At 44.3% G+C, this 25,611-nt stretch carries 21 protein-coding genes, 1 tRNA gene, 1 other RNA gene, 2 pseudogenes and 1 riboswitch; of the genes and pseudogenes, 22 read left to right on the top strand and 3 right to left on the bottom strand.

Annotated features, from left to right (window positions below; translation table 11 throughout):
* Window positions 1–132 precede the first annotated feature (132 nt).
* The 8 genes from B6K08_RS01650 to glyS all read left to right on the top strand — a co-directional run bounded on the left by B6K08_RS01650 (window position 133) and on the right by glyS (window position 8,254).
* On the top strand, window positions 133–1,008 hold the full coding sequence (locus B6K08_RS01650) for a metal ABC transporter ATP-binding protein (RefSeq protein WP_080325216.1): 876 nt from the start codon (window positions 133–135) through the stop codon (window positions 1,006–1,008).
* Entirely contained in the window at window positions 1,008–1,811 is an 804-nt protein-coding gene (locus B6K08_RS01645; protein WP_052212147.1) for a metal ABC transporter permease, read from the top strand. The genes B6K08_RS01650 and B6K08_RS01645 overlap by 1 nt, the downstream gene beginning before the upstream one ends.
* Before the next feature lie 92 nt (window positions 1,812–1,903).
* Window positions 1,904–1,978: transfer RNA gene (locus B6K08_RS01640), tRNA-Arg, on the top strand.
* Window positions 1,979–2,236: 258 nt separating this feature from the next.
* Window positions 2,237–3,148: a DNA adenine methylase gene (locus tag B6K08_RS01635; protein ID WP_052212143.1), complete on the top strand. Its 912-nt coding sequence runs from the start codon at window positions 2,237–2,239 to the stop codon at window positions 3,146–3,148.
* Window positions 3,149–4,081 carry a DpnII family type II restriction endonuclease gene (locus tag B6K08_RS01630; protein ID WP_039208427.1) on the top strand — a complete coding sequence of 311 codons (933 nt, stop codon included), beginning with the start codon at window positions 3,149–3,151 and terminating at the stop codon, window positions 4,079–4,081. It begins immediately after the preceding gene.
* Window positions 4,082–4,083: 2 nt separating this feature from the next.
* Window positions 4,084–4,833, top strand: coding sequence for a TRM11 family SAM-dependent methyltransferase (locus B6K08_RS01625; protein WP_080325215.1), 750 nt, complete (start codon window positions 4,084–4,086; stop codon window positions 4,831–4,833).
* Between the two features lie 476 nt (window positions 4,834–5,309).
* Complete coding sequence (gene glyQ, locus B6K08_RS01620; RefSeq protein ID WP_027397482.1) at window positions 5,310–6,191, top strand: glycine--tRNA ligase subunit alpha; 882 nt, start codon at window positions 5,310–5,312, stop codon at window positions 6,189–6,191.
* Window positions 6,191–8,254, top strand: coding sequence for a glycine--tRNA ligase subunit beta (gene glyS / locus B6K08_RS01615; protein WP_039208419.1), 2,064 nt, complete (start codon window positions 6,191–6,193; stop codon window positions 8,252–8,254). The genes glyQ and glyS overlap by 1 nt, the downstream gene beginning before the upstream one ends.
* Before the next feature lie 276 nt (window positions 8,255–8,530).
* On the opposite strand, the gene B6K08_RS01610 is transcribed toward glyS, so the two are convergent.
* Window positions 8,531–8,743 carry a hypothetical protein gene (locus B6K08_RS01610; protein ID WP_027397484.1) on the bottom strand — a complete coding sequence of 71 codons (213 nt, stop codon included), beginning with the start codon at window positions 8,741–8,743 and terminating at the stop codon, window positions 8,531–8,533.
* A gap of 188 nt (window positions 8,744–8,931) precedes the next feature.
* On the opposite strand from B6K08_RS01610, the gene B6K08_RS01605 reads away from it, so the two are divergent.
* From B6K08_RS01605 to B6K08_RS01570, 9 genes and pseudogenes are all read left to right on the top strand, one after another.
* Window positions 8,932–9,930: a deoxyguanosinetriphosphate triphosphohydrolase gene (locus B6K08_RS01605; protein WP_039208415.1), complete on the top strand. Its 999-nt coding sequence runs from the start codon at window positions 8,932–8,934 to the stop codon at window positions 9,928–9,930.
* A gap of 342 nt (window positions 9,931–10,272) precedes the next feature.
* Window positions 10,273–12,069, top strand: a complete 1,797-nt coding sequence (dnaG, locus tag B6K08_RS01600; protein ID WP_039208412.1) for a DNA primase — start codon at window positions 10,273–10,275, stop codon at window positions 12,067–12,069.
* A 38-nt stretch (window positions 12,070–12,107) separates the two neighbouring features.
* Window positions 12,108–12,884 (top strand): annotated as a pseudogene (locus B6K08_RS14250) (sigma-70 factor domain-containing protein); the annotation flags it as partial.
* A 318-nt stretch (window positions 12,885–13,202) separates the two neighbouring features.
* Window positions 13,203–13,928, top strand: a pseudogene (rpoD, locus tag B6K08_RS13915) (RNA polymerase sigma factor RpoD); the annotation flags it as partial.
* Window positions 13,929–14,193: 265 nt separating this feature from the next.
* Window positions 14,194–14,871, top strand: coding sequence for a tRNA (adenine(22)-N(1))-methyltransferase (locus tag B6K08_RS01590; RefSeq protein ID WP_039208409.1), 678 nt, complete (start codon window positions 14,194–14,196; stop codon window positions 14,869–14,871).
* Window positions 14,868–15,689 (top strand): Nif3-like dinuclear metal center hexameric protein, encoded by an 822-nt coding sequence (locus B6K08_RS01585; protein ID WP_039208405.1) that lies wholly within the window; start codon window positions 14,868–14,870, stop codon window positions 15,687–15,689. Before B6K08_RS01590 ends, B6K08_RS01585 begins: the two co-directional genes overlap by 4 nt.
* Window positions 15,690–15,691: 2 nt before the next feature.
* The gene (thiE, locus tag B6K08_RS01580; protein WP_039208401.1) at window positions 15,692–16,342 is read left to right on the top strand and encodes a thiamine phosphate synthase; all 651 of its coding nucleotides are present in this window, start codon (window positions 15,692–15,694) and stop codon (window positions 16,340–16,342) included.
* 81 nt (window positions 16,343–16,423) lie between these two features.
* Window positions 16,424–16,775: RNase P RNA component class A (gene rnpB, locus B6K08_RS01575), an RNA gene on the top strand.
* A 31-nt stretch (window positions 16,776–16,806) separates the two neighbouring features.
* A riboswitch (cyclic di-AMP (ydaO/yuaA leader) is annotated at window positions 16,807–16,971 on the top strand.
* Window positions 16,972–16,988: 17 nt separating this feature from the next.
* Window positions 16,989–17,639, top strand: a complete 651-nt coding sequence (locus B6K08_RS01570; RefSeq protein ID WP_192828019.1) for a C40 family peptidase — start codon at window positions 16,989–16,991, stop codon at window positions 17,637–17,639.
* A 152-nt stretch (window positions 17,640–17,791) separates the two neighbouring features.
* On the opposite strand, the gene folB is transcribed toward B6K08_RS01570, so the two are convergent.
* Together folB and B6K08_RS01560 are read right to left on the bottom strand one after the other, a co-directional pair.
* On the bottom strand, window positions 17,792–18,154 hold the full coding sequence (gene folB, locus B6K08_RS01565; protein WP_080325214.1) for a dihydroneopterin aldolase: 363 nt from the start codon (window positions 18,152–18,154) through the stop codon (window positions 17,792–17,794).
* Window positions 18,155–18,250: 96 nt separating this feature from the next.
* On the bottom strand, window positions 18,251–18,604 hold the full coding sequence (locus B6K08_RS01560) for a hypothetical protein (protein WP_080325213.1): 354 nt from the start codon (window positions 18,602–18,604) through the stop codon (window positions 18,251–18,253).
* Between the two features lie 95 nt (window positions 18,605–18,699).
* On the opposite strand from B6K08_RS01560, the gene B6K08_RS01555 reads away from it, so the two are divergent.
* The 5 genes from B6K08_RS01555 (at window position 18,700) to hslV (ending at window position 25,587) form a co-directional block, all read left to right on the top strand.
* A complete protein-coding gene (locus B6K08_RS01555) occupies window positions 18,700–19,755 on the top strand; it encodes a nicotinate phosphoribosyltransferase (protein WP_039207805.1) in 1,056 nt (351 codons plus the stop codon).
* Between the two features lie 351 nt (window positions 19,756–20,106).
* Window positions 20,107–21,168 carry a DNA-processing protein DprA gene (dprA, locus tag B6K08_RS01550; protein WP_159446665.1) on the top strand — a complete coding sequence of 354 codons (1,062 nt, stop codon included), beginning with the start codon at window positions 20,107–20,109 and terminating at the stop codon, window positions 21,166–21,168.
* Between the two features lie 13 nt (window positions 21,169–21,181).
* Complete coding sequence (gene topA / locus B6K08_RS01545) at window positions 21,182–23,482, top strand: type I DNA topoisomerase (RefSeq protein ID WP_080325212.1); 2,301 nt, start codon at window positions 21,182–21,184, stop codon at window positions 23,480–23,482.
* Window positions 23,475–24,785, top strand: coding sequence for a methylenetetrahydrofolate--tRNA-(uracil(54)-C(5))-methyltransferase (FADH(2)-oxidizing) TrmFO (trmFO, locus tag B6K08_RS01540; protein ID WP_039207808.1), 1,311 nt, complete (start codon window positions 23,475–23,477; stop codon window positions 24,783–24,785). Before topA ends, trmFO begins: the two co-directional genes overlap by 8 nt.
* A 259-nt stretch (window positions 24,786–25,044) precedes the next feature.
* On the top strand, window positions 25,045–25,587 hold the full coding sequence (gene hslV, locus B6K08_RS01535) for an ATP-dependent protease subunit HslV (protein WP_080325211.1): 543 nt from the start codon (window positions 25,045–25,047) through the stop codon (window positions 25,585–25,587).
* The last annotated feature ends 24 nt before the right edge of the window (window positions 25,588–25,611 follow it).

The raw sequence follows: 25,611 nt of genomic DNA, 5'->3' as shown, positions 1-25,611 counted from the left end.
TTAGCATTCTATATTCTGACTGAATGTAGAGTAGTTTTATGTGTTAAGGAATATTGGGAGATGTACTAGTGAGCGAGAGCGTTCCCCAGTACATCTCCCAATGATTCTGTATTATAAAGCAGGAAGAATAATATGCTGAAAAGATTATTTAGGCACACTAAAGGAGAGGGCAATGACTGCTCCAAGCTGTGCTGTACCAAAATCGAAAATTTCACAGTTAAAGTAGGTAAGCTGACTATATTTGAGGATGTGAATCTTCATGTCCATTGTGGTCAGCTTACGGCTGTTATTGGACCAAATGGAGCGGGGAAAAGCACTCTTCTCAGGGCTATTTTGGGGGAGATTAGTCACACCGGAACCTTAAAATATGCCGATGCCAAGGGGAAGCATACGGGAAAGCCAATTATCGGCTACGTTCCCCAGTATCTGAAATTTGATGTAAGTGCCCCAATTACGGTGCTGGATTTGTTTTCCACCTGTCGCTCCCACCGTCCTATATGGCTTTTGCCCTCCAATATTCGCAAGGAAGTGGAGGAAAGCCTGAAACGGGTTAAGGCGGCTGATCTCATTGATCGCCGTTTGGGGGCTCTTTCCGGTGGAGAGCTTCAGAGGGTGCTTTTGGCCTTGGCCCTAAATCCAATGCCGGACATTCTCCTTTTGGATGAGCCAGTATCTGGTGTGGACCAGAATGGTCTGGAAATCTTCTATAATATTTTGGAGGATTTGCAGAACAACGAGGATATGGCCATTATCCTCATATCCCACGATCTTAATATGGTGGCCCGTCATGCTGATCAGGTGGTGCTCATGAATAAGGGCGTGGTATGCTCCGGCACCCCAGAGGAGGTTTTCCATGACAGCAGAACCCGAAGGATTTTTGGTATGCTTACAGAGGGCGGTGTCAATCACGGAGGTACCGGCTTTGTTTGGGTTGAGCATAAGAAGAAAAAGCATCAGCAGGGCTGTGGCTGTCCTGATTGTGCAGAAGCAGAGGGGGATGAGGAATAATGGAATGGCTTGAGTACGATTTTATGAAAAATGCCTTTCTGGCAGTTCTTCTCATAACCCCGCTGTTTGGCTTGCTGAGTACCATGGTGGTATCAAATCGCATGGCCTTCTTTTCGGATTCCTTGGGACATGGCGCTTTTACGGGCCTGGCCATTGGTGCGGTGGTGGGGATTATATCTCCGATGGAGTCGCTGATATTGTTTTCTGTTGTATTTGCCCTGCTTATTACCTGGATTAAAAATAAAAGCTCAGCCTCCACAGATACCATTATCGGGGTGTTTTCATCTACTGGTATTGCTCTGGGCCTTATGATGATGTCTTATGGTGGCGGCTTTAATAAATTCAGCAATTACCTTATTGGTGATGTGTTGAGCATTACTACCCAGGAGTTAGGTTCCCTGCTTTTGGTGCTGGTGCTGGTGTTTGTCATTTGGGGGCTGATGTTCAATAAGCTGCTGGTGCTAAGCATCAACCAGTCCTTTGCCCGCAGCCGTGGTATTGATGTGATGCTTACGGAGGGGATCTTTGCCGCCATGGTGGCGGTGGTGGTGGCCATCAGTATTCAGTGGGTAGGTCTTTTGATTATTAATTCCCTGCTGGTGCTTCCTGCTGCTGCTGCCCGCAACGTGTCCAACAGCGTAAAGCAGTATCACGCTGTATCCATCGGCAGTGCCATGATTTCCGGCATTTCGGGACTTATGTTGGCATACCATTTCAATATGGCTGCCGGTGCCACCATTGTGGTAATATCTGCTTTGATTTTCTTTATAACCTTGCTGTTAAAACCACGCTTTGTCCGTTAGCCTTTGCTGTGCTGACTTTCTCTTGCGGATTAAGCCACTGGATGGTATAATGTCCCTTGTGAGAATTTTCATTCCGCAATGACTTTATATTTGCGCTCGTAGTCCAGTGGATAGGACGTTAGCCTCCGGAGCTGAAAGCGTGGGTTCGACTCCCGCCGAGCGCACCAAGTTTTAGCTATTCAACTGCCTCACGGTTTGTGGGGCAGTTTTTGCTATAAATTTATTGAAATTGCGTACCTACTTCATTATGGTACAATGTAGTTTATTAATTATTGCATAATTTTGATAAAAGCATATATTAACAATTAATTTAAAATATAATTAATGATATTTGATTTTTTATTTTAAAATATTTACAATTAAGCGCAAATTCATTAAAATATATTTGAAATTAATAGCGTGATATTTTGAATGAGGTGGAACATATGCCGACACAAATTGAAGCGGTTAAGCCATTTTTAAAGTGGGCTGGCGGAAAAACTCAATTATTAGATGAAATAGATGAATACTTGCCGTTTGATGATAAAAATATTACTAAATATGCTGAACCTTTTGTGGGGGGCGGTGCAGTACTGTTTCATATATTAAATAATTATGAACTTGAAGCAATATATATTAGTGATATCAATTCTGACCTAATTGATACTTATATATCAATTAGGGATAATGTTGATTCTCTCGTAGAGAAATTGGGAGAATTAGAAGAATTATATTTGTCAGCCGATAATTATGGGCGTAAGGAAATTTTTTTAGACAAAAGGATGCGCTTTAACTATCTAAAATTACATCCTGATGAGGCGAGCATGGTTGAAAAGGCTGCGCTTATGATATTTCTTAACAGAACCTGTTTTAATGGATTATATAGAGTTAATTCAAAAGGGTTATATAACGTTCCAGCAGGGCGATATAAAAATCCTACAATTTGCGATGAAAAAAATCTTAGTGCAGTATCAAATAAATTGAAAAATGTAATTATAGTATGTGCACCATATTATGAGTCTGATAAGTTTATTGATGATCATACATTTGTCTATTTTGATCCGCCATATAGACCTATTACAGAAACAGCAGGTTTTACATCGTATACAGAAAATGGATTTGGTGATATAGAGCAGGAAAACTTGGCAAAATATTATGACAAGCTTTGTAGAAAAGGAGCGATATGTTTATTGAGTAATTCAGATCCGAAAAATGTAAATCCAGATGATGATTTTTTTGATGATTTATACATGAATTATAAGGTGAACAGAGTATATGCCAATAGAATGATCAATAGTAAAAGTTCTAAAAGAGGTAAGATAACAGAAATATTGGTAACTAATAGGGAGAAAAAATAAATGGAAATAGATGAGATAGCACAAAAATTTGAGCAAGGACTTTTAGATACCAATAGGGGCTATAATTATTATGTCGACTGGTCTAATATTACAGGATTAGATAAATACCAAGTTGAAATTCATGCAATGGATGTTTTGATACATTGTGATGAGGAATTAATTAAGAACAAATTTCGTGAATTGTTAGTTAAACTACCTTCTGTTGTGGAAGTTTTTCCTTTTTTGTTTGCACTTGCAAAGACTGAAAGGGAATCTGTAATAAAAAATGAGTCCCTAAAAATAATCGGTAATGAAATTGATGGTGATGATTTTGGTACATTTAACTTTAATGGTGATACATTTAAAGAATGTTGCAATTTCGATGTAATAGATACTTATTATGATTTTTTTGTCAAAATGGGCTTGAAGTCTTTGTTCCAAAATTTATTGGAAAAAAGCGTCTGGGACTATATTACCGGCGTATTAGTGGGTATGGATTCAAATGGCAGGAAAAATAGGGGCGGTAAAGCATTTGAATTAGCATGTGAGCCATTAATCAGTAGAGTGTGTGCTAAATATGATTTGCTACTGCTTTCACAGAAAAAGTTTAAATACTTGAAAAAGTTTGGGGTTAATATCAGTGATGATGAAGAAAATAGAAAAGCTGACTTTATCATAGTAAATAAAAAATATACAAAATGTTTGAATATTGAAGTTAATTTCTATAATGGTGGTGGTTCAAAACCTGAAGAAATAATAGATGCTTATATTAGACGACAGGATGATTTGGGAAAAATAGGAATTAAATTTGCACTGATAACAGATGGAAATTGTTGGAAAGGAACAACTAATCAACTAGCTAAAGGATTTAAATATTTGAAGTACTTAATGAATTATAATCTGGCTAAAAGTGGAATGCTGGAAGAAATGATTAAGATAGAATTTGGGGTATAATTGTGGCAGAAAAGATAATAAGAAAATGGGAGCCAGATGATTTTAATCTGGAAATGACTACCCATTGGTCCTTTCCTAAACGTGGTGATTGGGCTACTCATGATGCCAAGTGGCGTGGGAATTGGTCTCCGTATATTCCGCGAAATATAATATTACGTTATTCTACGGAAAATGATTTGATTATAGACCAGTTCACTGGTGGCGGTACTACTCTTGTTGAAGCCAAATTACTCAATAGGGATATTATTGGTGTAGATGTTAATGAGAATGCAATCACTCGTTGTAAAGAAAAGATAGCATTTGAACATGAGGGGGCTAATGGCAAAGTTTCATTATATAAAGGTGATGCCCGTAATTTAGATTTTATTGATGATGAAAGTATAGACCTCATTTGTACGCATCCCCCGTATGCGGATATTATAAAATATAGCGAAGATATACCAGAAGATCTCTCATTGTTAAAAGTCAAAGATTTTTTGGAAGAAATGAAGAAAGTAGCAGCAGAAAGCTATCGTATTCTTAAAAAGGATAAATTTTGTGCCATACTTATGGGAGATACCCGTAAAAAAGGCAATATGGTGCCAATGTCTTTTGGTGTGATGAAGATTTTTGAAGAAGCGGGGTTCAAATTGAAGGAACTAATTATCAAAGAGCAACATAATTGTCGTGCTACAGGATATTGGAAAACAAATAGTGTGAAATACAATTTTTTACTGATAGCACATGAATATTTGTTTGTATTTAGAAAATAGCATGGCTGTATTATATTTCGCGAAAAGCTACCTGTACCGCCTCGTTAACTTTCTTGACAGTGAACTGGTATTTTGCTAAAATTCCTCTTAGCGATGAAGAAGAGGAGTAGTCCTTTAGGAACTGTCACGGAATAACTCCTGTATCTTGCTTGCCTAAATATTCACTGTCTGCGTTGTCGTCCTTCGTCATAGCACCACTATGACTCACTTCTCCGCCTAGACAGTAAATATTTATTCTTCGCAATATCCTAGGATTTACTCCGTGACAGTTCCTATCAAGCGATGCAGGGGTGGTGCGAGCCTGCTGTTGGGACGAATGGCACTTTGGAGCGTAAGTAAATATCCATTGAGGCGGAATGCTTTGGCATTCAAGCAGGGTGGAACCGCGGGTTATCTCGTCCCTGTAACATTATTAACCGATGTTACAGGGGCGTTTTTTATTGTTTCTGTAACAAATCAGAAGGAGGCAGACTCTTATGAAATATCAGGAAATAATCCTGGCCCTTCAGCAGTTCTGGTCCGAACAGGGCTGTATTTTGGGCGAACCTTATGACGTAGAAAAGGGTGCCGGAACCATGAACCCATTCACTTTCCTCAGAGTTCTTGGACCTGAGCCTTGGAATGTGGCCTATGTGGAGCCTTCCCGCCGTCCGGCAGATGGCCGTTATGGTGACAATCCAAACCGTCTTTATCAGCATCATCAGTTCCAGGTTATTATGAAGCCATCCCCTGACAATATTCAGGAGCTTTATCTGGCATCTCTGGAGCGTCTTGGCATCAACCCTAAGGAGCATGATATCCGCTTTGTAGAGGATAACTGGGAATCTCCAACTCTTGGTGCCTGGGGCCTGGGCTGGGAGGTATGGCTTGATGGTATGGAAATCACCCAGTTCACCTATTTCCAGCAGGTGGGCAGTCAGGATATTAAGCCAACTGCCGTTGAAATTACCTATGGTCTGGAGCGTCTTGCCATGTACATTCAGGGCGTTGAGAATGTATATGACATTCAGTGGGTTGGCAATTACACCTATGGTGATGTATTCCATCAGAATGAGTTTGAGCAGTCCACCTATGCCTTCGATCTCTCCGACGCAGATTTGCTCTTTGAGCTTTTCGACAAGTATGAAAAAGAGGCTGTTCGCATAATCGAAAAGGGCTATGTTCATCCAGCCTATGACTATGTATTAAAGTGCTCCCATGCATTCAATATGTTGGATGCCCGTGGTGCTATTTCCGTATCTGAGCGTGCTGCCTTCATCGGCCGCGTTCGTAAGCTCGCCCGTATGTGCGCCGCATGCTACCTGAAGCAGCGTGAGGAGCTGGGTTATCCAATGATGGGAAAGGGGAATAAGGCATAATGAGCAAGACTTTATTATTAGAAATTGGTACTGAGGAAATTCCAGCCTATGCAATGCCTGGTATTATCTCTCAGCTTAAGGAAAATGCCGAGAAGACCTTTACTGACCTGCGTCTTACCTACGATAATGTAAAGACCATGGGTACTCCACGCCGTTTGGCTCTTATTGTTGAGGGACTGGCTGAAAATCAGGAGGACCTTTCCAAGGAGAACCGCGGTCCGGCAGTAAATATCGCCTTTGACGCCGATGGCAATCCTACCAAGGCAGCCCAGGGCTTTGCCAGAGGCCAGGGTATTGATGCCAAGGACCTGGTAACCAAGGATGGCTATGTATACGCTATGGTACATGAGGTGGGCGGCAAGACCGTTGACCTTCTCAGCGATACATTGAAGGGTCTGGTTGATGGCCTGAATTTCCCAAATAACATGCACTGGGCTGATTTGGACTACAAGTTCATTCGTCCGCTTCGTTGGCTGGTGGGCCTCTATGGTGAGGATGTTATTGATTTTGAAACTGCCAATGTAAAATCCGGTCGCATTTCCCGTGGCCATCGTTTCCTCTCTGATGGAGATTTTGAAATTAAGTGCGCTTGCAGCTATGAAAAGGCTTGCGAGGAGCAGTTCGTTATTGTTGACCATAACCGTCGCCGCGAGATGATTCGTCAGCAGATTGTGGAGCTGGCTGAGTCCAAGGGGGGCAAGGCTCAGATTGAGGAAGGTCTGCTGGAGGAGGTTCTCTATCTGGTGGAGTATCCAACTGCTCTCTGCGGTACCATTGATGACAAGTATCTGAAGCTCCCTGCTGAGGCTGTTATCACCCCAATGCGTGACCATCAGCGCTATTTCCCTGTATTGAAGGATGGCAAGCTGATGCCTCTCTTTATTACCATTCGCAATGGTGGCAGTGAGCATTTGGAGGTTGTACAGCATGGTAATGAGCGCGTACTTCGTGCCCGCCTTGAGGATGCCCAGTTCTTCTTCGATGAGGATCGCAAGAAGTCCCTGGAGGAGCATTGTGACAAGCTGAAGACAGTAGTATTCCAGGAAGGCCTTGGCTCTATTTACGACAAGGCTGGACGTTTGGAGAAGCTGGCAGCATATATTGCAGACCAGCTGAAGGTTTCTGATCAGGAGAAAAAGGATGCTGTTCGTGCAGCCAAGCTCTGTAAGGCTGACCTGGTAACCGGCATGGTAACTGAGTTCACTGAGCTTCAGGGTATTATGGGCCGTGAATATGCCCTTCTTGATGGTGAGAACGAAGCAGTAGCCCAGGCTATTGACGAGCATTATATGCCAAGAAGTGCATCCGATGGACAGCCTGCTTCTGTAGCTGGTCGTATTGTTTCCTTGGCTGACAAGATTGATAATCTGGTGGCAACCTTCAGCCGCGGTCTTATTCCAACTGGCTCTCAGGATCCATTTGCTCTGCGCCGTCAGGCACTTGGTATGGTAAATATGCTGGTGGAGGCCAAGTACCACATTTCTCTTTCCGGTCTAGTGGCAAAGGCTATGGAGCTCCTTGATATAACTGATGCCAAGGCTCAGGCCAAGATGCAGGATGATGTGGCTGATTTTATGAAGCTCCGTCTGAAGAATGTTCTCTCCGATGCTGAAATCCGCTATGATGTGGTAGACGCAGTATTTGTAGATGTGGATGATATTTATTCCGTAACCCTCCGTGCTCAGGCTGTAAATGAGGCAGTTAAGAAGGAAGGTATGGAAGAAACAATTCAGTCCTTTAACCGTGCCGGCAATATTTCCCGCAAGGACGAAAAAGTTGCTCCTGGCTGTGACGCTTCCCTCTTTGTGGAGGCAGCAGAGGGTGTTCTGAATGATGAGTTCAAGGTGGCTTCTGCCAAGGTTGAAGGCCTTTTGAGGAATCAGGATTATGCTGGTGCCATTTCTGAGCTTACCAAGCTGGCAGCTCCTATTGATGGCTTCTTTGATGCTGTTATGGTTATGGACAAGGATGAGAAGATTAAGAACAACCGTCTTGGCTTGTTGAAGGCTGTTGATCAGCTCATCTGCAAGGTGGCAGACTTCAGCAAGATTGTTTTAGGATAAATAATAGACGCAGAGACAGTGGCTTTCACAATGTCACGATTCTAAAACTTTTTCTTGCTGTGATATAGTGTAAAAAATCATAACTCGCTTCGCCCTAAAGGTCTAGCTATGCGTAGCTCAAACAGATGATTTTTTTCACTAATATTAAGGTAAGCAATAAAAACTTTCTTAACGCATCGCGACAAACTGTTCAAGCCATCTGTCTCTGCGTCATATATTTAACTAAATAAAAAATGCTGTTCCGAAAGGAACAGCATTTTTTTAATAGATTAAAAATTAGTCTTTTACAACCTCAGCCAAGGTAGCTGCTACAGACTTGCTCATGATGTCCAGAGCAGTATCAACAGCCTTGAGGAACATCAGACCGCCGTCAGCAACACCACGACCATTAGAAACAGCGTTCAGGTCGATATATTCATGAACTGGCAGCTTGCCGCGCTCTTCAGCAATCTTTGCTTTGAGAATTGCTTCGATAGATTCCTGAGTCATTTAAAACTCTCCCCTCTAAATCATAATAAACATAATATGCTATATTATATCATAGAAAAATACTTTTGTGTACACTGTTTTTAATGAAAGAAAACCGCAACCCTTGACAGAAGTGGGTTAAAATGATAAACCATAAAATGAGATTTCGTTTAACAGGTATAGAGATTATGCAAAAGGCGGTGTTATATATGAAGGTTAGGGAACGAACTGAGGAAAACGAATACCAGATGCTTTCTTCATTGGCAGCCAAAAGTCGCGATGCGACAAGGGAACGCCCTGAGGAGGATTGCGAATTCCGTACCAGATTTCAGCGTGACAGGGATAGAATTATCCATTCCAAGGCCTTCCGCCGCTTAAAGCACAAGACACAAGTATATATTATCTCCGGTGATCATTATCGCACCCGCATGACCCACAGCCTTGAAGTGTCACAGATAGGCCGCACCATTGCCAGAAGCCTGCGGCTTAACGAAGATCTTACTGAGGCCATTGCATTGGGGCATGATGTGGGACATACAGCCTTTGGACACGCCGGGGAAGCAGTCCTTGACCGTCTTACAGGCCACTTTGCCCACAACGAGCAAAGCCTTAGAGTGGTAAAGTATCTGGAAAAGGGTGGCAAGGGTCTTAATCTTACCAAGGAAACCATGGATGGCATTCTTAACCATAGTGGCAAGGGAAAACCTATTACTATGGAAGGAAAAATTATTCACTGGGCTGACCGTATAGCTTATCTTTGCCACGATTATGATGACAGTATGCGGGCGGATATATTAAAGCCCGATGACTTGCCGAGGATTGTCATTGAAAAAATTGGTACGGATACCTCAAAAATGATAACCGCCATGGTATCGGACATGATTCGTTCCTCAGAAAAAGCAGGAGATATTACCTTCTCCAGGGAAATGACCGAGGCCATGGGGACTTTTAGGGAATTTATGTTCAATAGTATATATCACTCAGAACGGCTGGCCAAGGAGCGGGGACAGGCAGTTTTTGTTATTGAGCAGCTTTTTAAGTATTTTATGGACAATCCTGACAAGATGCCCCATGAGTTTCAGGCTCGTCAGGACCAATGGGGTCTGGAACAGACGGTGGTGGATTATGTGGCCGGCATTACCGACAGCTATGCTGTACAGCTTTTTAATGATATTTTTATGCCGCCTGTGGGGGTAATGGTGAAGTGATTTCAAGGCTTGTCACCATTAGTTGAGATGCTAATATGATTTTGTCAAGATAAGCAAGATGAAAACATACGGGTTTTCATCAGCCCTTACACGAAATCTAAGGCTTATCTTGACAAATTTGCATAGATTCGCCAAGATTTCGTAGTAAAAAAAGGATATTTTAGATTTATATTGAATATTAATAGTGCAAGGGATTTGAGTAGGGCTAGACGAATTTTTAGTGGATTCTTGCAGGAATTTTATGTTTAGCCTCGAATTATACTGTGTATCTTTCTGATATCCAGTATAAAGGTATGACAAATCTTTGCACTGTTTTTATGCGTTGGAAAAGGATGAGTACACATGGCAACCTGGCTGACAGATGAATTCGTGGAAAGGGTTCGGTCAGAATCAGATCTTGTTTCTGTAATCTCCACTTATGTACCTCTGAAGCGCAAAGGAAAACAGTTTTGGGGCTGCTGCCCGTTTCACAATGAAAAAACGCCTTCCTTTGCAGTGACCCCGGATAAGGGATTTTTTTACTGTTTCGGTTGTCACGCAGGTGGGGATGTTTTTAAGTTTATATCTATGATAGAAAGCCTTTCCTATAGGGAGGCCATCGTATTTCAGGCGGAGAAGCTGAATATTCCCCTGCCCGAGAGACAGCGGACCCCAGAGGAAATAGCCCGGGAGGAGAAGCTGAAAAAACTCCGTGAGGCCCATGAGCTGGCTGGCAAATTCTTCCATAATTGTCTGACAATGACAAAATATGGCACCGCCGGTCTGGAATATTTCCATCATCGTGGTATAAACGACAATATAATAGAAGAGTTTAACCTTGGTTTTGCTCCAGATGCCTGGGACAAGCTCACCACCGCCTTCGCTAAGCGTGGTATTGATACTGAGCTTTTACTGGAAAGCGGGTTGGTGGTGAAAAGACAGAAGGGCCAGGGGGAATATGACAGATTCCGCAATCGGGTCATGATTCCAATTATGGATGAACGTGGTCGGGTTTGCGGTTTTGGAGGCCGTGTTATTGACAATGGCAATCCAAAGTACCTCAATTCTCCTGAAACTATTTTGTTTAACAAGCGCAGACTTCTCTTTGGACTGGACAAGGCCCATCGGGCCATTAGTCAGGAGGGATTCGCCCTTGTGGTGGAAGGGTATATGGATGTTATTTCCGTGGCGGCAGCCGGCATCAAAAATGTGGTTGCTTCTCTGGGAACGGCCTTTACCATAGACCAGTGCAAAAAGCTGCTAAGATATGCTCCTGCCATTTATTTCTGTTACGACAGCGATAATGCGGGACAGGAGGCAATAGCCAGAGCCATAGGCATAGCTGCTGGCACCTCTGCTATAGTGAAGGTGGTTCAGCTCCCGGATTGCAAGGATCCTGATGAATATATCAGAAAGCATGGGGTTGAGGATTTCAGAAAGGTTGTGAGCCAGGCCGTTTCCGTGGTGGAATTCCGCCTGAGACATGTTATGGCTCACAGTGATGTATCTGGCTTGGAGGGCAGACTCAAAGCCTTGTCGGAAATGCTTCCTATATTGGCCACCATAAAAAATGCCGCCGAGCGTTCAGCTTATGTGTCCAAGGTGGCACAATTGCTAAGTGTGTCAGAAAATGATATACTTGTAGAGTTAGGCAAAAAAAGTCGTTGGTCAGTAAACCAGCCAAGCTCAGGCAGGGCAGTAAGAAGCGTGGTGCGTCAAGTCGATGATGCAGGCCGTCGGGCTGGCAGGGTAATCATTCGCATGGTATGGGATGAGCCGGCTATTTTGGACCATTTTATAAGCCTGGTGCCTATGGAGTCTGTGCCTGACGAAATTCACAAAAGAATATTGGAAGCCCTTATGGAGAAGTATAGGGCAGGCGAGAAAATAAGCGACATAATGGGGCTGGCCCATTTAGGCGACGAGGCAGTGGAGGAATTATCCCGGGCTGTAGTCGAGGATTTAGGAGAGGAAGACCGCTCTATATTATATGAAGCTTGTGTGCGCCAATTACGAAGAAATTATCTGGTGAGTCAGTATGAAGTGCATTCAAAAAATGCCGAGGAGTTGTATCGGCAGGGTGATGCAAAGTATTTGGAGGAACTGGCCGCCAGTCAGAAAATAAAGCATGAAATGGATGAATTACAAGGTGTTAATTAACAATCAACTACCAAAATTCTGAGAAAGGAGGTTTATCAATGGCTGAGAAGAAGAAAAAGACTACCACTACTGAACAAGAAGAAAAAAAGGCAGTAGCAACCCAGACGAAGACAAAGACCACCAAGGCAGCAGAGCCTGCGGAGAAGAAGACTGGCAAGACTACCGCCAAGAAATCTACCAAAACCACAACAACCAAAACATCTACAAAAACAACAGCCAAGGCCACTAAGGCTACCACCAAAGCAGTGAAGAAGACAGTCGTCGAGGATAGCGAAACAAAGCCAGAAAAGACTGCCAAGAGTGAAAAGCCTGCAAAGGCAACAAAATCAACCAAAACTACAAAAACTGCAAAAACTGCAAAAACCACCAAAGCAACCAAGAGCACCAAAGCTGAAGAAAATGCTAAGCCAAAGGCTTTAGTTGAAGCAAATGAAGCTGTGGAAAATACCACGGAGATGGAGACAGGCAATTTAGCTGACTTAGTTGAGCGTGCCCGTGATAATGGGAATAAGATAACAGCAGGGGAGATTATGGAAGCTTTACAGAAACAGGATATATCTCCAGAAGAGTTGGATGAGATTATCGTTGACAAGTTCAGTAAGAATGGTGTGGAAGTTTCTTTTGACGATAACGACTCAGAAGATGATGTTGATAAACCTGAAGACGAAGAAGACGTCGACGTTGAGGTTGGTATTAACATACCTGACGGTGTAAATATAGATGACCCGGTTCGTATGTATCTGAAGGAGATTGGCCGTGTGCCACTTCTCACAGGCTCTGAGGAGAAGGAACTGGCAGAGCGTATGGAGGACGGCGTGTCCGCTGAAATCCGTTTGGCTGCCGATGAGGTTGTTAAGCAGGATGCTGAGGCTGGCACTGACAGTGTAAGACCACTGTCAGAGTGGACTGAGCTGCTGAAGCTGGACAACAATGATGTTACCCGTAAATATCTTCATGTGGACAATGACAGTGTAAATGCCATTGTGGAGCAGTACAAGGAGGATATTGACGGCCTGGAGGACTTTGACAGTGAGCTCTTCACCAATTATAATGAAGCATTAGGCTATGCTGAGCTTGAGGTGGAGCCGCTTTCCAAGACAGATATTATCGCCATGAATACCGCCAAGGCCTTTGGTGAGGATGCCCAGAAACGTCTGGCAGAGGCTAACCTTCGTTTGGTTGTAAGTATTGCCAAGCGTTATGTGGGGCGTGGGATGCTTTTCCTCGATTTGATTCAGGAAGGCAATCTGGGTCTTATAAAGGCTGTGGAGAAGTTTGACCATACCAAGGGGTATAAGTTCAGTACCTATGCTACCTGGTGGATTAGACAGGCTATCACCAGAGCCATTGCGGATCAGGCTAGAACCATCCGCATTCCGGTTCATATGGTGGAAACAATTAATAAGCTGATTCGGGTTACCAGACAGCTGGTTCAGGATTTAGGTCGTGATCCTAAGCCTAACGAGATTGCCAAAAAGATGGATATCAGCGTTGAGCGTGTTCGGGAAATCATGAAGATAGCCCAGGAGCCAGTTTCACTGGAAACTCCTATTGGTGAGGAGGAGGACTCCCACCTTGGAGACTTCATTGAGGACCATGACGCACCAGCACCAGCAGAGCAAGCATCCTTCATGATGCTTAAGGAGCAGCTGGCGGAGGTACTTGATACCCTCACCGAGCGTGAACGGAAGGTTTTGGTTCTGCGCTTCGGTATTGAGGACGGCCGTGCCCGCACTCTTGAGGAGGTTGGGCAGAGCTTCGGTGTAACCCGTGAGCGTATCCGTCAGATTGAGGCCAAGGCCCTGAGGAAGCTGCGTCATCCAACCCGCAGCAAAAAGCTCAAGGATTTTTTGGACTAAGAATATTTAAATATCAAGGGGACGGACATATGCCGTCCCCTTTTTATGCTTTAGAAGGGCAGGGACTGGTGGATTGAACAATTAGGTTTCGGTGCGTTAAGAAACTTTTTGTTGCTATACCTTAGTATTAGTGGAAAAAATCATCTGTTTGAGCAACGCGAGTTATGATTTTTTACACTATATAAAAGCAAGAAAAAGTTTTAGAACCGAAACCGTCGTGAAAGACACCAGTCACTGCCCATGAATAAAAATCAGAGGTGACAATATGTTAGATGACCGCTTACAGGCTGTGGCAGATTTTGTTCCACCGGCTTCCAGTGTGGCCGATATCGGTACTGACCACGGCTATCTGGCCATTGAGCTTTTAAAAATAAATAGCACCCGTAAAGTAATAGCTGCAGATTTAAATGCAGGCCCATGCCAGGCTGCTCGGCGCACTATTTCTGAGGCTGGTTTCAGTGACTCTATAGAGGTTCGTCAGGGTGACGGACTGGCTGCCCTGACTCCCGGTGAGGTGGATACTGTCTGTATCGCTGGCATGGGGGGCAAGCTGGAGGCAGATATCCTGGAGGCACAGCCTGATGTAACAGCCAAGCTGCAATGCCTGGTGCTGCAGCCACAAAATGGCTTTGAATATCTTAGGGGCTGGCTTTATGACCATAATTGGCACATAGAGGATGAGAAGCTATCCAAGGTTGATGGCAGGGTATATCAGATAATAAAGGCTGTCCAAGGGAAGGAAAAAATGCTTACAGAGCCGGAGCTTATATTGGGCCCCGTCCTTATAAAAAAACGCCCGGAGCTTTTTGCGGACCATGTTCAAAACAATATTGATCAGCTGGATAAAATCCGTAAGGGTCTTCAAAAGGGTGGCAGTAACACCAAGGACAAGCTGACAGAGATTGAAGTCAGAATGAAGCTGTTGGAGGAATATACTTTATGAAGTGTCAGACTATAATGGGGATTATGGAAAAGCTGGCTCCCAAAAAGCTGGCAGAGAACTGGGATAATCCCGGCCTTCAGCTGGGAAATCCGGAGCAGGAGATAAGTAAGCTTTTGGTGTGTCTTGATGTTAGTCAGCCAGTGGTGGACAAGGCCATTGAGATTGGGGCGGATATGATCATATCCCATCACCCGGTGATGCTCTTTAAGGGACTTCTTAGCATTAGAACCGATACCTATGATGGCGAAATGCTTCAAAAAATATTGTCCCATAACATTGCCGTGTATTCTGCCCACACTAATCTGGATATTGCCCAGGGAGGCTGTAATGATATTCTGGCACAATTATGGAATCTGGAAAAGGTAGAAGGACTTGCCCTTACAGATCCCGAAACTGGGGACAGTTTAGGACGAATTGGCTATCTCTCCAAGCCCATGTCCATAGAAGCATTTTCCAAAATGCTGTGTGATACTCTTAGATGTCATCATGTGCGTCTTGTGAAGGGCGGTAAGGATATGGTGAAAAAGGTGGCCCTTTGCAGTGGTGCCGGTGCTGAATTTATAAGCAAGGCAGTGTTTAAGGGGGCCGATGTGTATGTAACCGGCGATATTAAGTATCATGAAGCCCAACAGGCTGTAAAGCAGGGCATTAATCTTATTGACGCCGGCCACTTTGCCACTGAATTTCCCATGGTAGAGGCCGTGGCGAAATATCTTCGTCAGGAGCTGGCCTCCATGAAACAGGAGGCTGATGTGGAGGTTTGTGAGGATAATATATCCGAAGATTTCTTTAAGGTAGTTGGCGGGAAAGAAGGCTGATTATGAAAAGACAGGAAACCATGGAGCTATTTAAGAGCTTCCCTATTTACGGAATTACAGCAGAAAAAGCATCATTGGGGCGAAGCAACTATGAAGTGGTAAAGGCTATGCTGGAAGCTGGAATCCGCTTTGTACAGTATCGTGAAAAGGAAAAGAGTGGTCTGGCCCGTTACAGGGAATGTGTGGAGCTTCGAAGGCTCACCCGTGAATATGGGGCGGCATTTATTATTGATGATTTTGTGGATTTGGCCCTTGCTGTGGAAGCTGACGGAATTCATGTGGGGCAGGATGATTTGCCTGTGGAAGTTGTCAGACGAATCGTGGGGAAAGACATGGTTATCGGACTTTCGACCCATAACCCGGACCAATTAGAGGCAGCAAACCGCTTAAAAGATATGATAGATTATGTGGGAGTCGGTCCTGTCTTTGCTACTCAAACCAAGGCCACTGCTGAGCCCGTGGGCTTTTCCTACGTTGAGTATGCAGCTCAAAATTCTCTTGTGCCATTTGTAGCAATTGGTGGCATAAAAACTCAAAATATTTTTCATGTATGGGAACATGGAGCTAAAAATATGGCTGTAGTTACCGATATAACGCAGTCTGATAATATCGAACAAAAAATACATGAGTTGGTCAATAATATCAAAAGATAATCAAAACGTAACCATTATATGACCAATTTTGTCCTATGTGGTTTGACACCTTTTTTTCAGAATGATATAATTATCGTGTTATGAGCGTGAAAGACAATCGCTGACGATTTACTTCGTTTGAGGAAAGTCCGGGCTCCACAGGGCAGTGTGCTGGATAACGTCCAGCGAGGGTGACCTTAGGGAAAGTGTCATAGAAAAGGAAACCGCCTGGTTCGCCAGGTAAGGGTGGAAAGGTGCGGTAAGAGCGCACCAGCAGTCAGGTGACTGGCTGGCTTGATAAACCCCACATGGAGCAAGACCGAATAGGGAAGGGTATGAGGCGGCCCGCTGACCTTCCGGGTGTGTCGCTAGAGCTGTCAGGCAACTGGCAGTCCAGATAAATGATTGTCACCGCTTCGGCGGAACAGAACTCGGCTTATTGATCACTCATAGCATTTTTACAATCTAATATAATGGGCATATATATCTATAAAAAGCCTAATCCAGCCCATGGAGCGGGGGAACCAAATTTTTGGGGTGAATGAAAATCAGCTGTTGCAGCACGGATGCTGCACAAGTGGATCTTAAAGGGTAGTCTTTCTCAACCCTAACCCGACAGCTAACCTCGTAGGCGCATAGAGAGAGGAGTGTCTTTTTGGGTAAGTTTATGCGTATTTTCGCGCTATCCATGATGTTTGTGTGCGTTTTTTCCGTGTGCAATGCGACAGCATTTCGTATGGGAGATCAGGGAAGTGAGGTGGCAGAGATCCAGGGTCAGTTAGCTAACCTTGGATATGATGTTGCCGCTGACGGTGACTTTGGACCAGCTACTGTAGAAGCAGTTAAGATGTTCCAGAGAAACCAGGGGCTTGACGCTGATGGTCTTGTTGGCCCTTCTACTTATTCTGCTTTGATGGGTAGAGAGATGCCACAGGTAAGCCGTAGCTTTAACTCCATTTCCCGCCGTATCATTGCCAATTCAATGAACTACATTGGTGTACCTTATGTATTCGGTGGTACTTCCCCAAGTGGTTTCGATTGTTCTGGTTATGTACGCTATGTATTTGCAAATGCCGGAATTTACCTTCCACGCACTGCAGATGCACAGTATGAGGTCGGTATGCCAGTATCCCGTGGTGAGTTAATCCCAGGCGATTTGGTATTCTTCTCCACTTACGATTATGGTGCATCCCATGTTGGTATCTATCTCGGCGATGGTTCCTTCATCAATGCATCTTCCAGCCGTGGTGTTGCTGTAGATTCCCTGTACAGTGGTTACTGGGGTTCATGCTACATCGGCGCACGCAGAGTAATTTAAAACTTCTATTTGGCGGAGCTTAGTGCTCCGTCTTTTTTTGTCTTAATTCCATTTTCCTCGTTAAAAAAATAAGACGCTTAAAAGACTCAATTATCGCAATAAAAAGAACCTGCACCACGGTACAGGTCCTTTGCATATACAAAATTATTAAATCATTGTGCCTTGCGGATGACTTCGATTTCTACGCAGTCCAAGGCACCAGAGATAGGCACATACTGCTTGCGGATGGTAACCTTAACTTCAGCCACCACGTCACTGTGAGCAATCAGCTTGTCGCCAATATGTCCCCCCAGAGCCTGCAGCACATGGAACTTCTTGTTTTCTACTGCTTCCTTTACTATGGAATAAATGGCACTGGAGTTAATGGTGTCTGCCATATCATCACTATCCACAACCTTGTCGTTCTTGGTGGTTACTTCCACATCAAAGTAAAATTTCTGGCCCTGCTCACGCTCATACTCGTACTGACCGTGGAATCCATAAAACATCATATTGTTTATTCTGATTTTTGCCACATAAATCAACTCCTTTGGAATATTTTGTCGTATAGGTACTTATTCGCCAAAGGAATTTTAATTCCTGCCTAAAAGGATATAAATAAAGATATAATATTACAAATACTCTTTTTCAATTTGATGGGCAATGTCCTTTAATCCCCAGGGCTGCTCCTTGAGACGAGCTACAGCATTTCTGAGCTGGTGCAGGGTGGCGCCGATAATTACATCCGTGTGGCTGGCACTTAAATTTACCGTACCTGCGGAAACGGCTGCCTCGGCCCCCTGACTAAGCATGGTCTGCTTTAAAATGTTGGCTGCTCTGGTATCCACATCAGTTATTCTGAAGCAACGGAAAATCAGCTTTTCCTTCATTATTTCTATACCTCGTGCAGAAGCCTGGATGCTTTGCAGTTCCTTTTCAATATCATTGGAGGATAAGGGGGATAAAGTTATAATATGGCTTTCCATGGGAAAATCTCCTTATTTTTATTTGCGTTTATTAACCTTTTCATTGTATCATAATAAAGTATTAGATAACATAGGGAACTTAGGAGGCATATTTTATGACAAAGAAGCGGCTTAATCCAGAAAGCTTTGACTTTCCGGTAGACGAGATTAAGAGCGGACTGTATAGTGACATATATTTTCTCCGTACTCAGGAGATTCTCAATCATGCTGACTATCATCCAACTGTAACCATGCAGATTTTCCAGCGTGATTATGCCACCCTCTGCGGTATAGATGAGGCCATTGCCCTTATTAAGCGTTGTGCCTATCATCCGGAAAAAATCAAGCTTCGCGCTCTCCATGATGGCGATAAAATCGAGCCATGGGAGACCGTTATGACTATTGAAGGAGATTTGGCTGATTTCAGCCATTTGGAGACTGTATATCTTGGTATTATTGCCCGCCAGACCAAGGTGGCAACCAACTGTGCCAAGGCAGTGGAGGCAGCCAACGGCAAGCCTGTATTGTTCTTCCCATCCCGTTTTGACCATTATGCAGTTCAAAAGGGGGACGGCTATGCAGCTAAGATCGGTGGCATGACTAATGTTTCCACACCTGCTAACGCCATTAGTTGGGGAATTGAAGCAGCAGGCACCATTCCTCATGCTCTTATTGCAGCCTGTGAAGGAGATACCCTTAAGGCTACTGAGATGTTTGATAAATACATCGATCCTAAAATCGGTCGTGTGGCCCTGGTGGATTTCAACAATGACTGTGTAGGCACCAGCCTGAAGGTGGCTCGTGCCCTGGGTGACAAGCTCTATGGTGTGCGCCTTGATACCTCTGACAAGATGGTGGACAAGTCTCTTATCGGTCAGATGGGCCATTTCAAGCCAACCGGCGTAAACGAGCAGCTGGTAAGAAATGTTCGTGAAGCACTGGATGCTGAGGGCTTCAATCATGTGAAAATCATGGTTTCTGGTGGCTTCAATCCTGAGCGTATTCGTCTCTTTGAGACTAATAATGTTCCTGTAGATGTATATGCTGTGGGCAGCAATATTTTTGCCACTAATGCGGACTTCACCGCTGATATCGTTTTGGTTAACGGCAAGCCATGTGCAAAGGCAGGCCGGGCATATAGTGATAACCCAAGACTTGAGGATGTGGATTAATTATGGGTGATGTAATCATCTTAATATTGGTGTTCCTGATGATTCTCTACGCATATTGGGATAAGCTGTTTACAAATTAAATAATATTTTTCGGCAGACTGCAATTATTGTAGTCTGTCTTTTTTATATAAGTGGAACTATGATTTTTTCCACTAATACTAAGGTTGAGCAACAAAAAGTTTATTAACGCACCGAACCTAATTGTTCAAATCATTAGTTCCACTTTATATAACAACTAAACACTTCACAATCTATTAATTATTTTATACAATATAGATATAATTCAGAAAAAAATAAGTGGAGAGAACCATGGAAAAATATTATTTATCAGTTTTACAGAATATCCCAGGAATGACTAGTACTATATTAGCCAAACTTTTGGATAATTTTAAATCTGGTGCAGCTATCTGGCAGGCATCAGAAAAGGAGCTGGCCCATACCAACCTCTTAACAGAAAATAAACTGGAGAGCTTCCTGCAATTTCGTCGGGACAATTCCTCCTATCCGGAAACACTGCCGGATATATGCCATAAGCAGCACATTAAGCTGGTATCACAGGAGGATGAGGAGTACCCTACTTTATTGAAGGAAACCTTCGAACCACCCCACATTTTATTTTACAGAGGTCACTTAGATAATACTCAGCCCAGCATTGCCATGGTGGGCTCACGAAAAATAAGCCCATATGGCAGAGCGGTGTCTGAAAGATTTTCCTCCGGTCTTGCTTCCTTGGGAATAACCATTGTCAGTGGTGCGGCCTATGGGGTGGATACTGAAAGCCATAAAGGGGCATTATCTGTTGGGGGTATAACGGAAGCCATTCTGGGTTGTGGAGTGGATGTGGCCTATCCACGTTCCAATATAAAATTATTGGAAGAAATAACTGAGAGGGGGGCGGTTATTTCTGAATACTTACCAGGTACCCAGCCCACCAAGTATACCTTTCCAGCCCGTAACCGAATTATTGCCGGCATGTGTAGTGGCACCCTTGTTGTGGAGGCGGCCCAAAGAAGCGGTGCTCTTATCACTGCGGACTATGCCCTTAAGGAAAATCGTGATGTATTTGCCATTCCTGGTGGTATCTTTACCCAAGGAAGTATTGGCTGCAATAAGCTGATTCAGCAGGGCGCCAAGCTGGTACTTGACATTGGCGATATAATATCAGAGTACGGTGATTTTATAAAAAACAAGACTTTATCAGCAAAAAATGATAATATGGAAAAGAAATTTGCATTATCAGAGGAAGAAAGGCGTATTTACAGCCTTCTTACTCCTGACAGACCATTATCAGTTGATGAGATCATATACAATTTGCATGGCGGCGACCCTGCCAGCGTAGCCTTTTTGCTGCTCCAGTTGGAAATACGGGGGATAATAAAGAGTAATGAGGCTCATTTGTATGTAAGTAAATAAAGGGGGACATTTTGTGACTGCAACGCAAAATGAAGACGTAAAGAAAAAGAAAACAGTAGCCAAAAAAACTGCTGCCAAAAAGACCACCAAGAAAACTGCCAAAAAGACCACTGCCAAGTCCAAGAAAACCAAGGACACCAAGAACACTCTGGTATTGGTGGAGTCTCCTACCAAGGCCAAGACCATTGAGCGTTACCTTGGCAAAGGCTATGTGGTTAAGGCCTCCATGGGGCATCTCCGGGACCTGCCAAAGAGTCAGTTTGCTATAGATGTGGACAATAACTTTGAGCCAAAGTATATTAACATCCGTGGCAAAGGTGATCTGATAAAGGAATTGAAAAAAGAAGCCAAGAAGGCTGATAAAATATATCTGGCAAGCGACCCGGACCGTGAGGGCGAGGCCATTGCCTGGCATTTGGCACATATCTTTGACATCGACAGTAATTCTGACTGTCGTATTGTATTTAATGAAATAACCAAGCCAGCTATTCAGGCAGCTGTCAAGGACCCCCATTCCATCAATTTGGATATGGTGGATGCCCAGCAGGCCCGCCGCATGCTGGATCGTATAGTGGGTTACAAGCTGAGCCCACTTCTTTGGCGTAAGGTCAGAAAGGGCCTTAGTGCCGGTCGTGTACAGTCAGTTACTGTAAAGCTTATTTGCGACCGTGAAAAGGAAATAAAGGACTTCGTGTCTGTAGAGTATTGGACAATTGGCACCAAGCTGAAAAAGGGGACTTCTCCTCAGTTTGAGGCGGAGCTTTCCCAGGTTAACGGTAAAAAGCTGGAAATTAGCAAAGGGGACCAGGCCAGAGCTATTCAGGAGAAAATGGAAGCCTGCAAATGGAAGGTAAGCGACATCAAGGAACGTCAGACCTCCCGCAAGGCGGCACCACCTTTTACGACATCCAGTCTACAGCAGGATGCTGCCAGAAAGCTGGGCTTTACATCCAAGCGCACCATGATGGTGGCACAGCAGCTTTACGAAGGTATTGATTTAGGACGCAAGGGCCCTGTAGGTCTTATCACATATATGCGTACTGATTCCGTGCGTATTTCAGAGCAGGCACAGCAGGAGGCCAAGGAATATATACTTGAAAACTTCGGCGAAAAGTATTATCCCGCCAAAGCCAATGTTTACTCCGTTGGGAAGAAGGCCCAGGATGCCCATGAGGCCATTCGCCCTACCAGTGCCATGATGGTACCACAGCAGATTGAAAAATATCTCAGCAAGGACCAGTTTAAGCTGTATCAGCTCATTTGGCAGCGCTTTGTGGCCAGCCAGATGGTACCGGCTGTATTTGACAGACTTACTGTTACCATTAAAAATGACGGTAAGGCCAAGGATGTTAAGGAAGAATTTACTCTGAAGTCCACTGGCTCCAAGATGAAATTTGCCGGCTTTACAGCCGTTTATACCATGGCAGATACCAATGACAAGGATGTAATTCTGCCAGATATGACTATAGGTGATGAGATTAACCTCTTTAAGGTTAATCCTGTTCAGCACTTTACTGAGCCACCACCTCGCTATAACGATGCCTCTCTGGTTAAGACCTTGGAGGAAATGGGGATTGGCCGACCAAGCACTTATGCTCCAATTATCGAAACCATATTGGCACGTGGTTATGTACAGCGTATAAGCAAATCCTTCCAGCCAACTGAGCTGGGAGATATTGTGGTGGATATGCTGAAGGAATATTTTAAGGATATTGTAGATGCCAAATTCACCGCTGATTTGGAGGGCAAGCTGGACAGCGTTGCCGTAGGCAAGATGGACAAGACAGATCTCCTTCGCGAATTTTATGGGCCATTTGCAGAGACCCTGGAGAAGGCTGACGAGGCCATTGGCCATGTAGAGCTTCCAGTGGAGGTTTCTGATGTGCCATGTGATATTTGTGGCCGCATGATGGTGGTTAAGCAGGGGCGTTTTGGCAAGTTCCTTGCTTGTCCTGGATTCCCTGAATGCCGTAATACCAAGGCAATTTTGAAGGACACCGGCGTAAAGTGCCCTAAATGTGACGGCCATATCGTGGAGCGTAAATCCCGTCGTGGTAAGGGCTTCTATGGCTGCAACAAATATCCGGAGTGTGATTTTGTAAGCTGGGATGCACCAATTCCAGAGCCATGTCCTGAGTGCGGTTCACTGCAGCTGAAGCATTATTACAGAAATGGTCGTGGATTGGTATATTGCTATAATGCAGACTGCAAGACCAGAATTGACCATCCGATAAACAAGGAGCTTTTAAAGCAGGCCAAGAAAGCCCAAAAGGCAGAGGAGGCCCAAAAGTCAAAAGAGGAACAGAATGGATAAAATAATCGTAGTTGGCGCTGGAATGGCAGGCAGTGAAGCTGCCTGGCAGGCTGCCAGCAGAGGTATAAAGGTTGATTTATATGAGATGCGCCCGGTAAAGAATACACCGGCACACAAGACTGATCTGTTTGCGGAGCTTGTTTGTAGCAACTCCCTTCGTGGTGCTGGGCTGGAAAATGCTGTAGGTGTTCTTAAGGAGGAAATGCGTCGTTTAGGCTCCATTATCATGGAGGCTGCTGACGCCACCAAGGTTCCGGCAGGTGGGGCTTTGGCTGTGGACCGTTTGGGCTTCAGCCGTTACATTACCGAAAAGGTAACCAATCATCCATTAATCAACGTCATTCATAGGGAGCTGGAAGAAATTCCCTATGAAGATAATGCAGTTACCATTGTTGCAAGTGGCCCTCTTACAGAAGGCAAGCTGGCAGAAAAAATTGGGGAGCTTATGGGACAGGAGTATCTTTATTTCTATGATGCTGCTGCACCAATAGTTACTCTGGAGTCAATTGATATGACCAAGGCCTGGAAGGCTTCCCGCTATGGCAAGGGTGAGGCGGCTTATATTAATTGCTCCATGAATAAGGAAGAATACCATAAGTTCTGGACAGAGCTGGTTAATTCCGAGAAGGCACCTACCCATAATTTTGAAAAGGAAAAATTTTTTGAGGGCTGTATGCCAGTGGAGGAAATGGCCTCCCGTGGTGAAGACACCCTGCTTTTTGGACCATTAAAGCCCGTGGGGTTGGAAAATCCTGCAGATGGCAAGCTGCCCTATGCAGTGGTACAGCTTCGTCAGGACAATGCAGATGGTACACTTTATAATATTGTAGGCTTTCAGACACATCTGAAATGGCCGGAGCAGCGCCGCGTATTTGGAATGATTCCGGGACTTGAAAATGCAGAATTCGTCCGCTATGGGGTAATGCACAGAAATACCTTTATCAATTCCCCGGAAACTATGCGGCCTACCATGCAGTTCAAGGATAACGACCACCTTTTCTTTGCGGGGCAGATGACAGGTGTTGAGGGCTATGTGGAATCCGCGTCCTCCGGGTTAGTGGCCGGCATAAATGCAGCCCGTATTTGTAAAGGCTTGGAGCCGGTAGTATTCCCACAGGAAACTGCCCATGGTTCCCTGTGCCATTACATCACTACTGCCCCTGCAAAGCACTTCCAGCCAATGAACGTAAACTTTGGCATCATGTCCCCTATAAAGGAAAAAATCCGTGACAAGAAGCTCAAAAAACAGCGCATCGCTGAGCGGGCCTTGACGACGCTGGAAGAATTTAAACAAGGTATTTAGAGCATCATTTTGATGAATTATTGTTAAAGCTGTGATTTGCATGTGGCTATTATGTTTTTGCATTAGGCTTCGGAACGTAAAGAAAGGATTTTTTGTGTTCTTACACAGCGAGGAAATATCCATTGTTTGAGCGACACGAAGCCAGTCCTGTAAGGGTGGAGCGAGTTTGGATTTTTCTTGCTGCTAGTTATAAACAAAAAATACTTTTAGTGACGAAGCTGAGCAAAAACTAATAGCCACTGCAAAAAAGGAGAAATAAATGGAAACACAATTTCATGCGACTACCATAGTTGCAGTTAAGCATAACGGCAAAACCGCCATCGCCGGTGATGGCCAGGTTACCTTTGGTCAGAATACCATAATGAAGGCAAGTGCCAGAAAGGTGCGCCGCCTGTACCATGGCAAGGTGCTGGCTGGATTTGCCGGTTCTGTGGCTGACGCCTTTACCCTTTTTGAAAAATTTGAGGCAACCCTGGAGGCCTATAACGGAAATCTTCCAAGAGCTTCCGTAGAGCTGGCCAAGCAATGGCGCACAGACAAGGTACTTCGCAAGCCGGAGGCCCTCCTTCTGGTGGCAGACAAGGAAAACCTCTTAATGATTTCCGGTAATGGCGAGGTTATTGAGCCGGATGGTGAAGTAGGAGCCATTGGCTCTGGCGGCTTTTACGCCCTTTCCGCAGCCCGTGCCCTAGTAAAGCATACCGAGCTGTCTGCTGCGGAAATTGCCAAGGAGGCCCTTACCATTGCTGCAGATATTTGTGTATACACCAACCATAATATCAAGGTTGAAGAATTGGACTAATATTACGAATACGGAGGAATTTAT

The sequence above is a fragment of the Anaerovibrio lipolyticus DSM 3074 genome (assembly GCF_900141865.1).
Lineage (GTDB): Bacteria > Bacillota > Negativicutes > Selenomonadales > Selenomonadaceae > Anaerovibrio > Anaerovibrio lipolyticus.
Note: the sequence above shows the minus strand (reverse complement) of the source record. Positions and strands in the feature narration are given on the sequence as shown.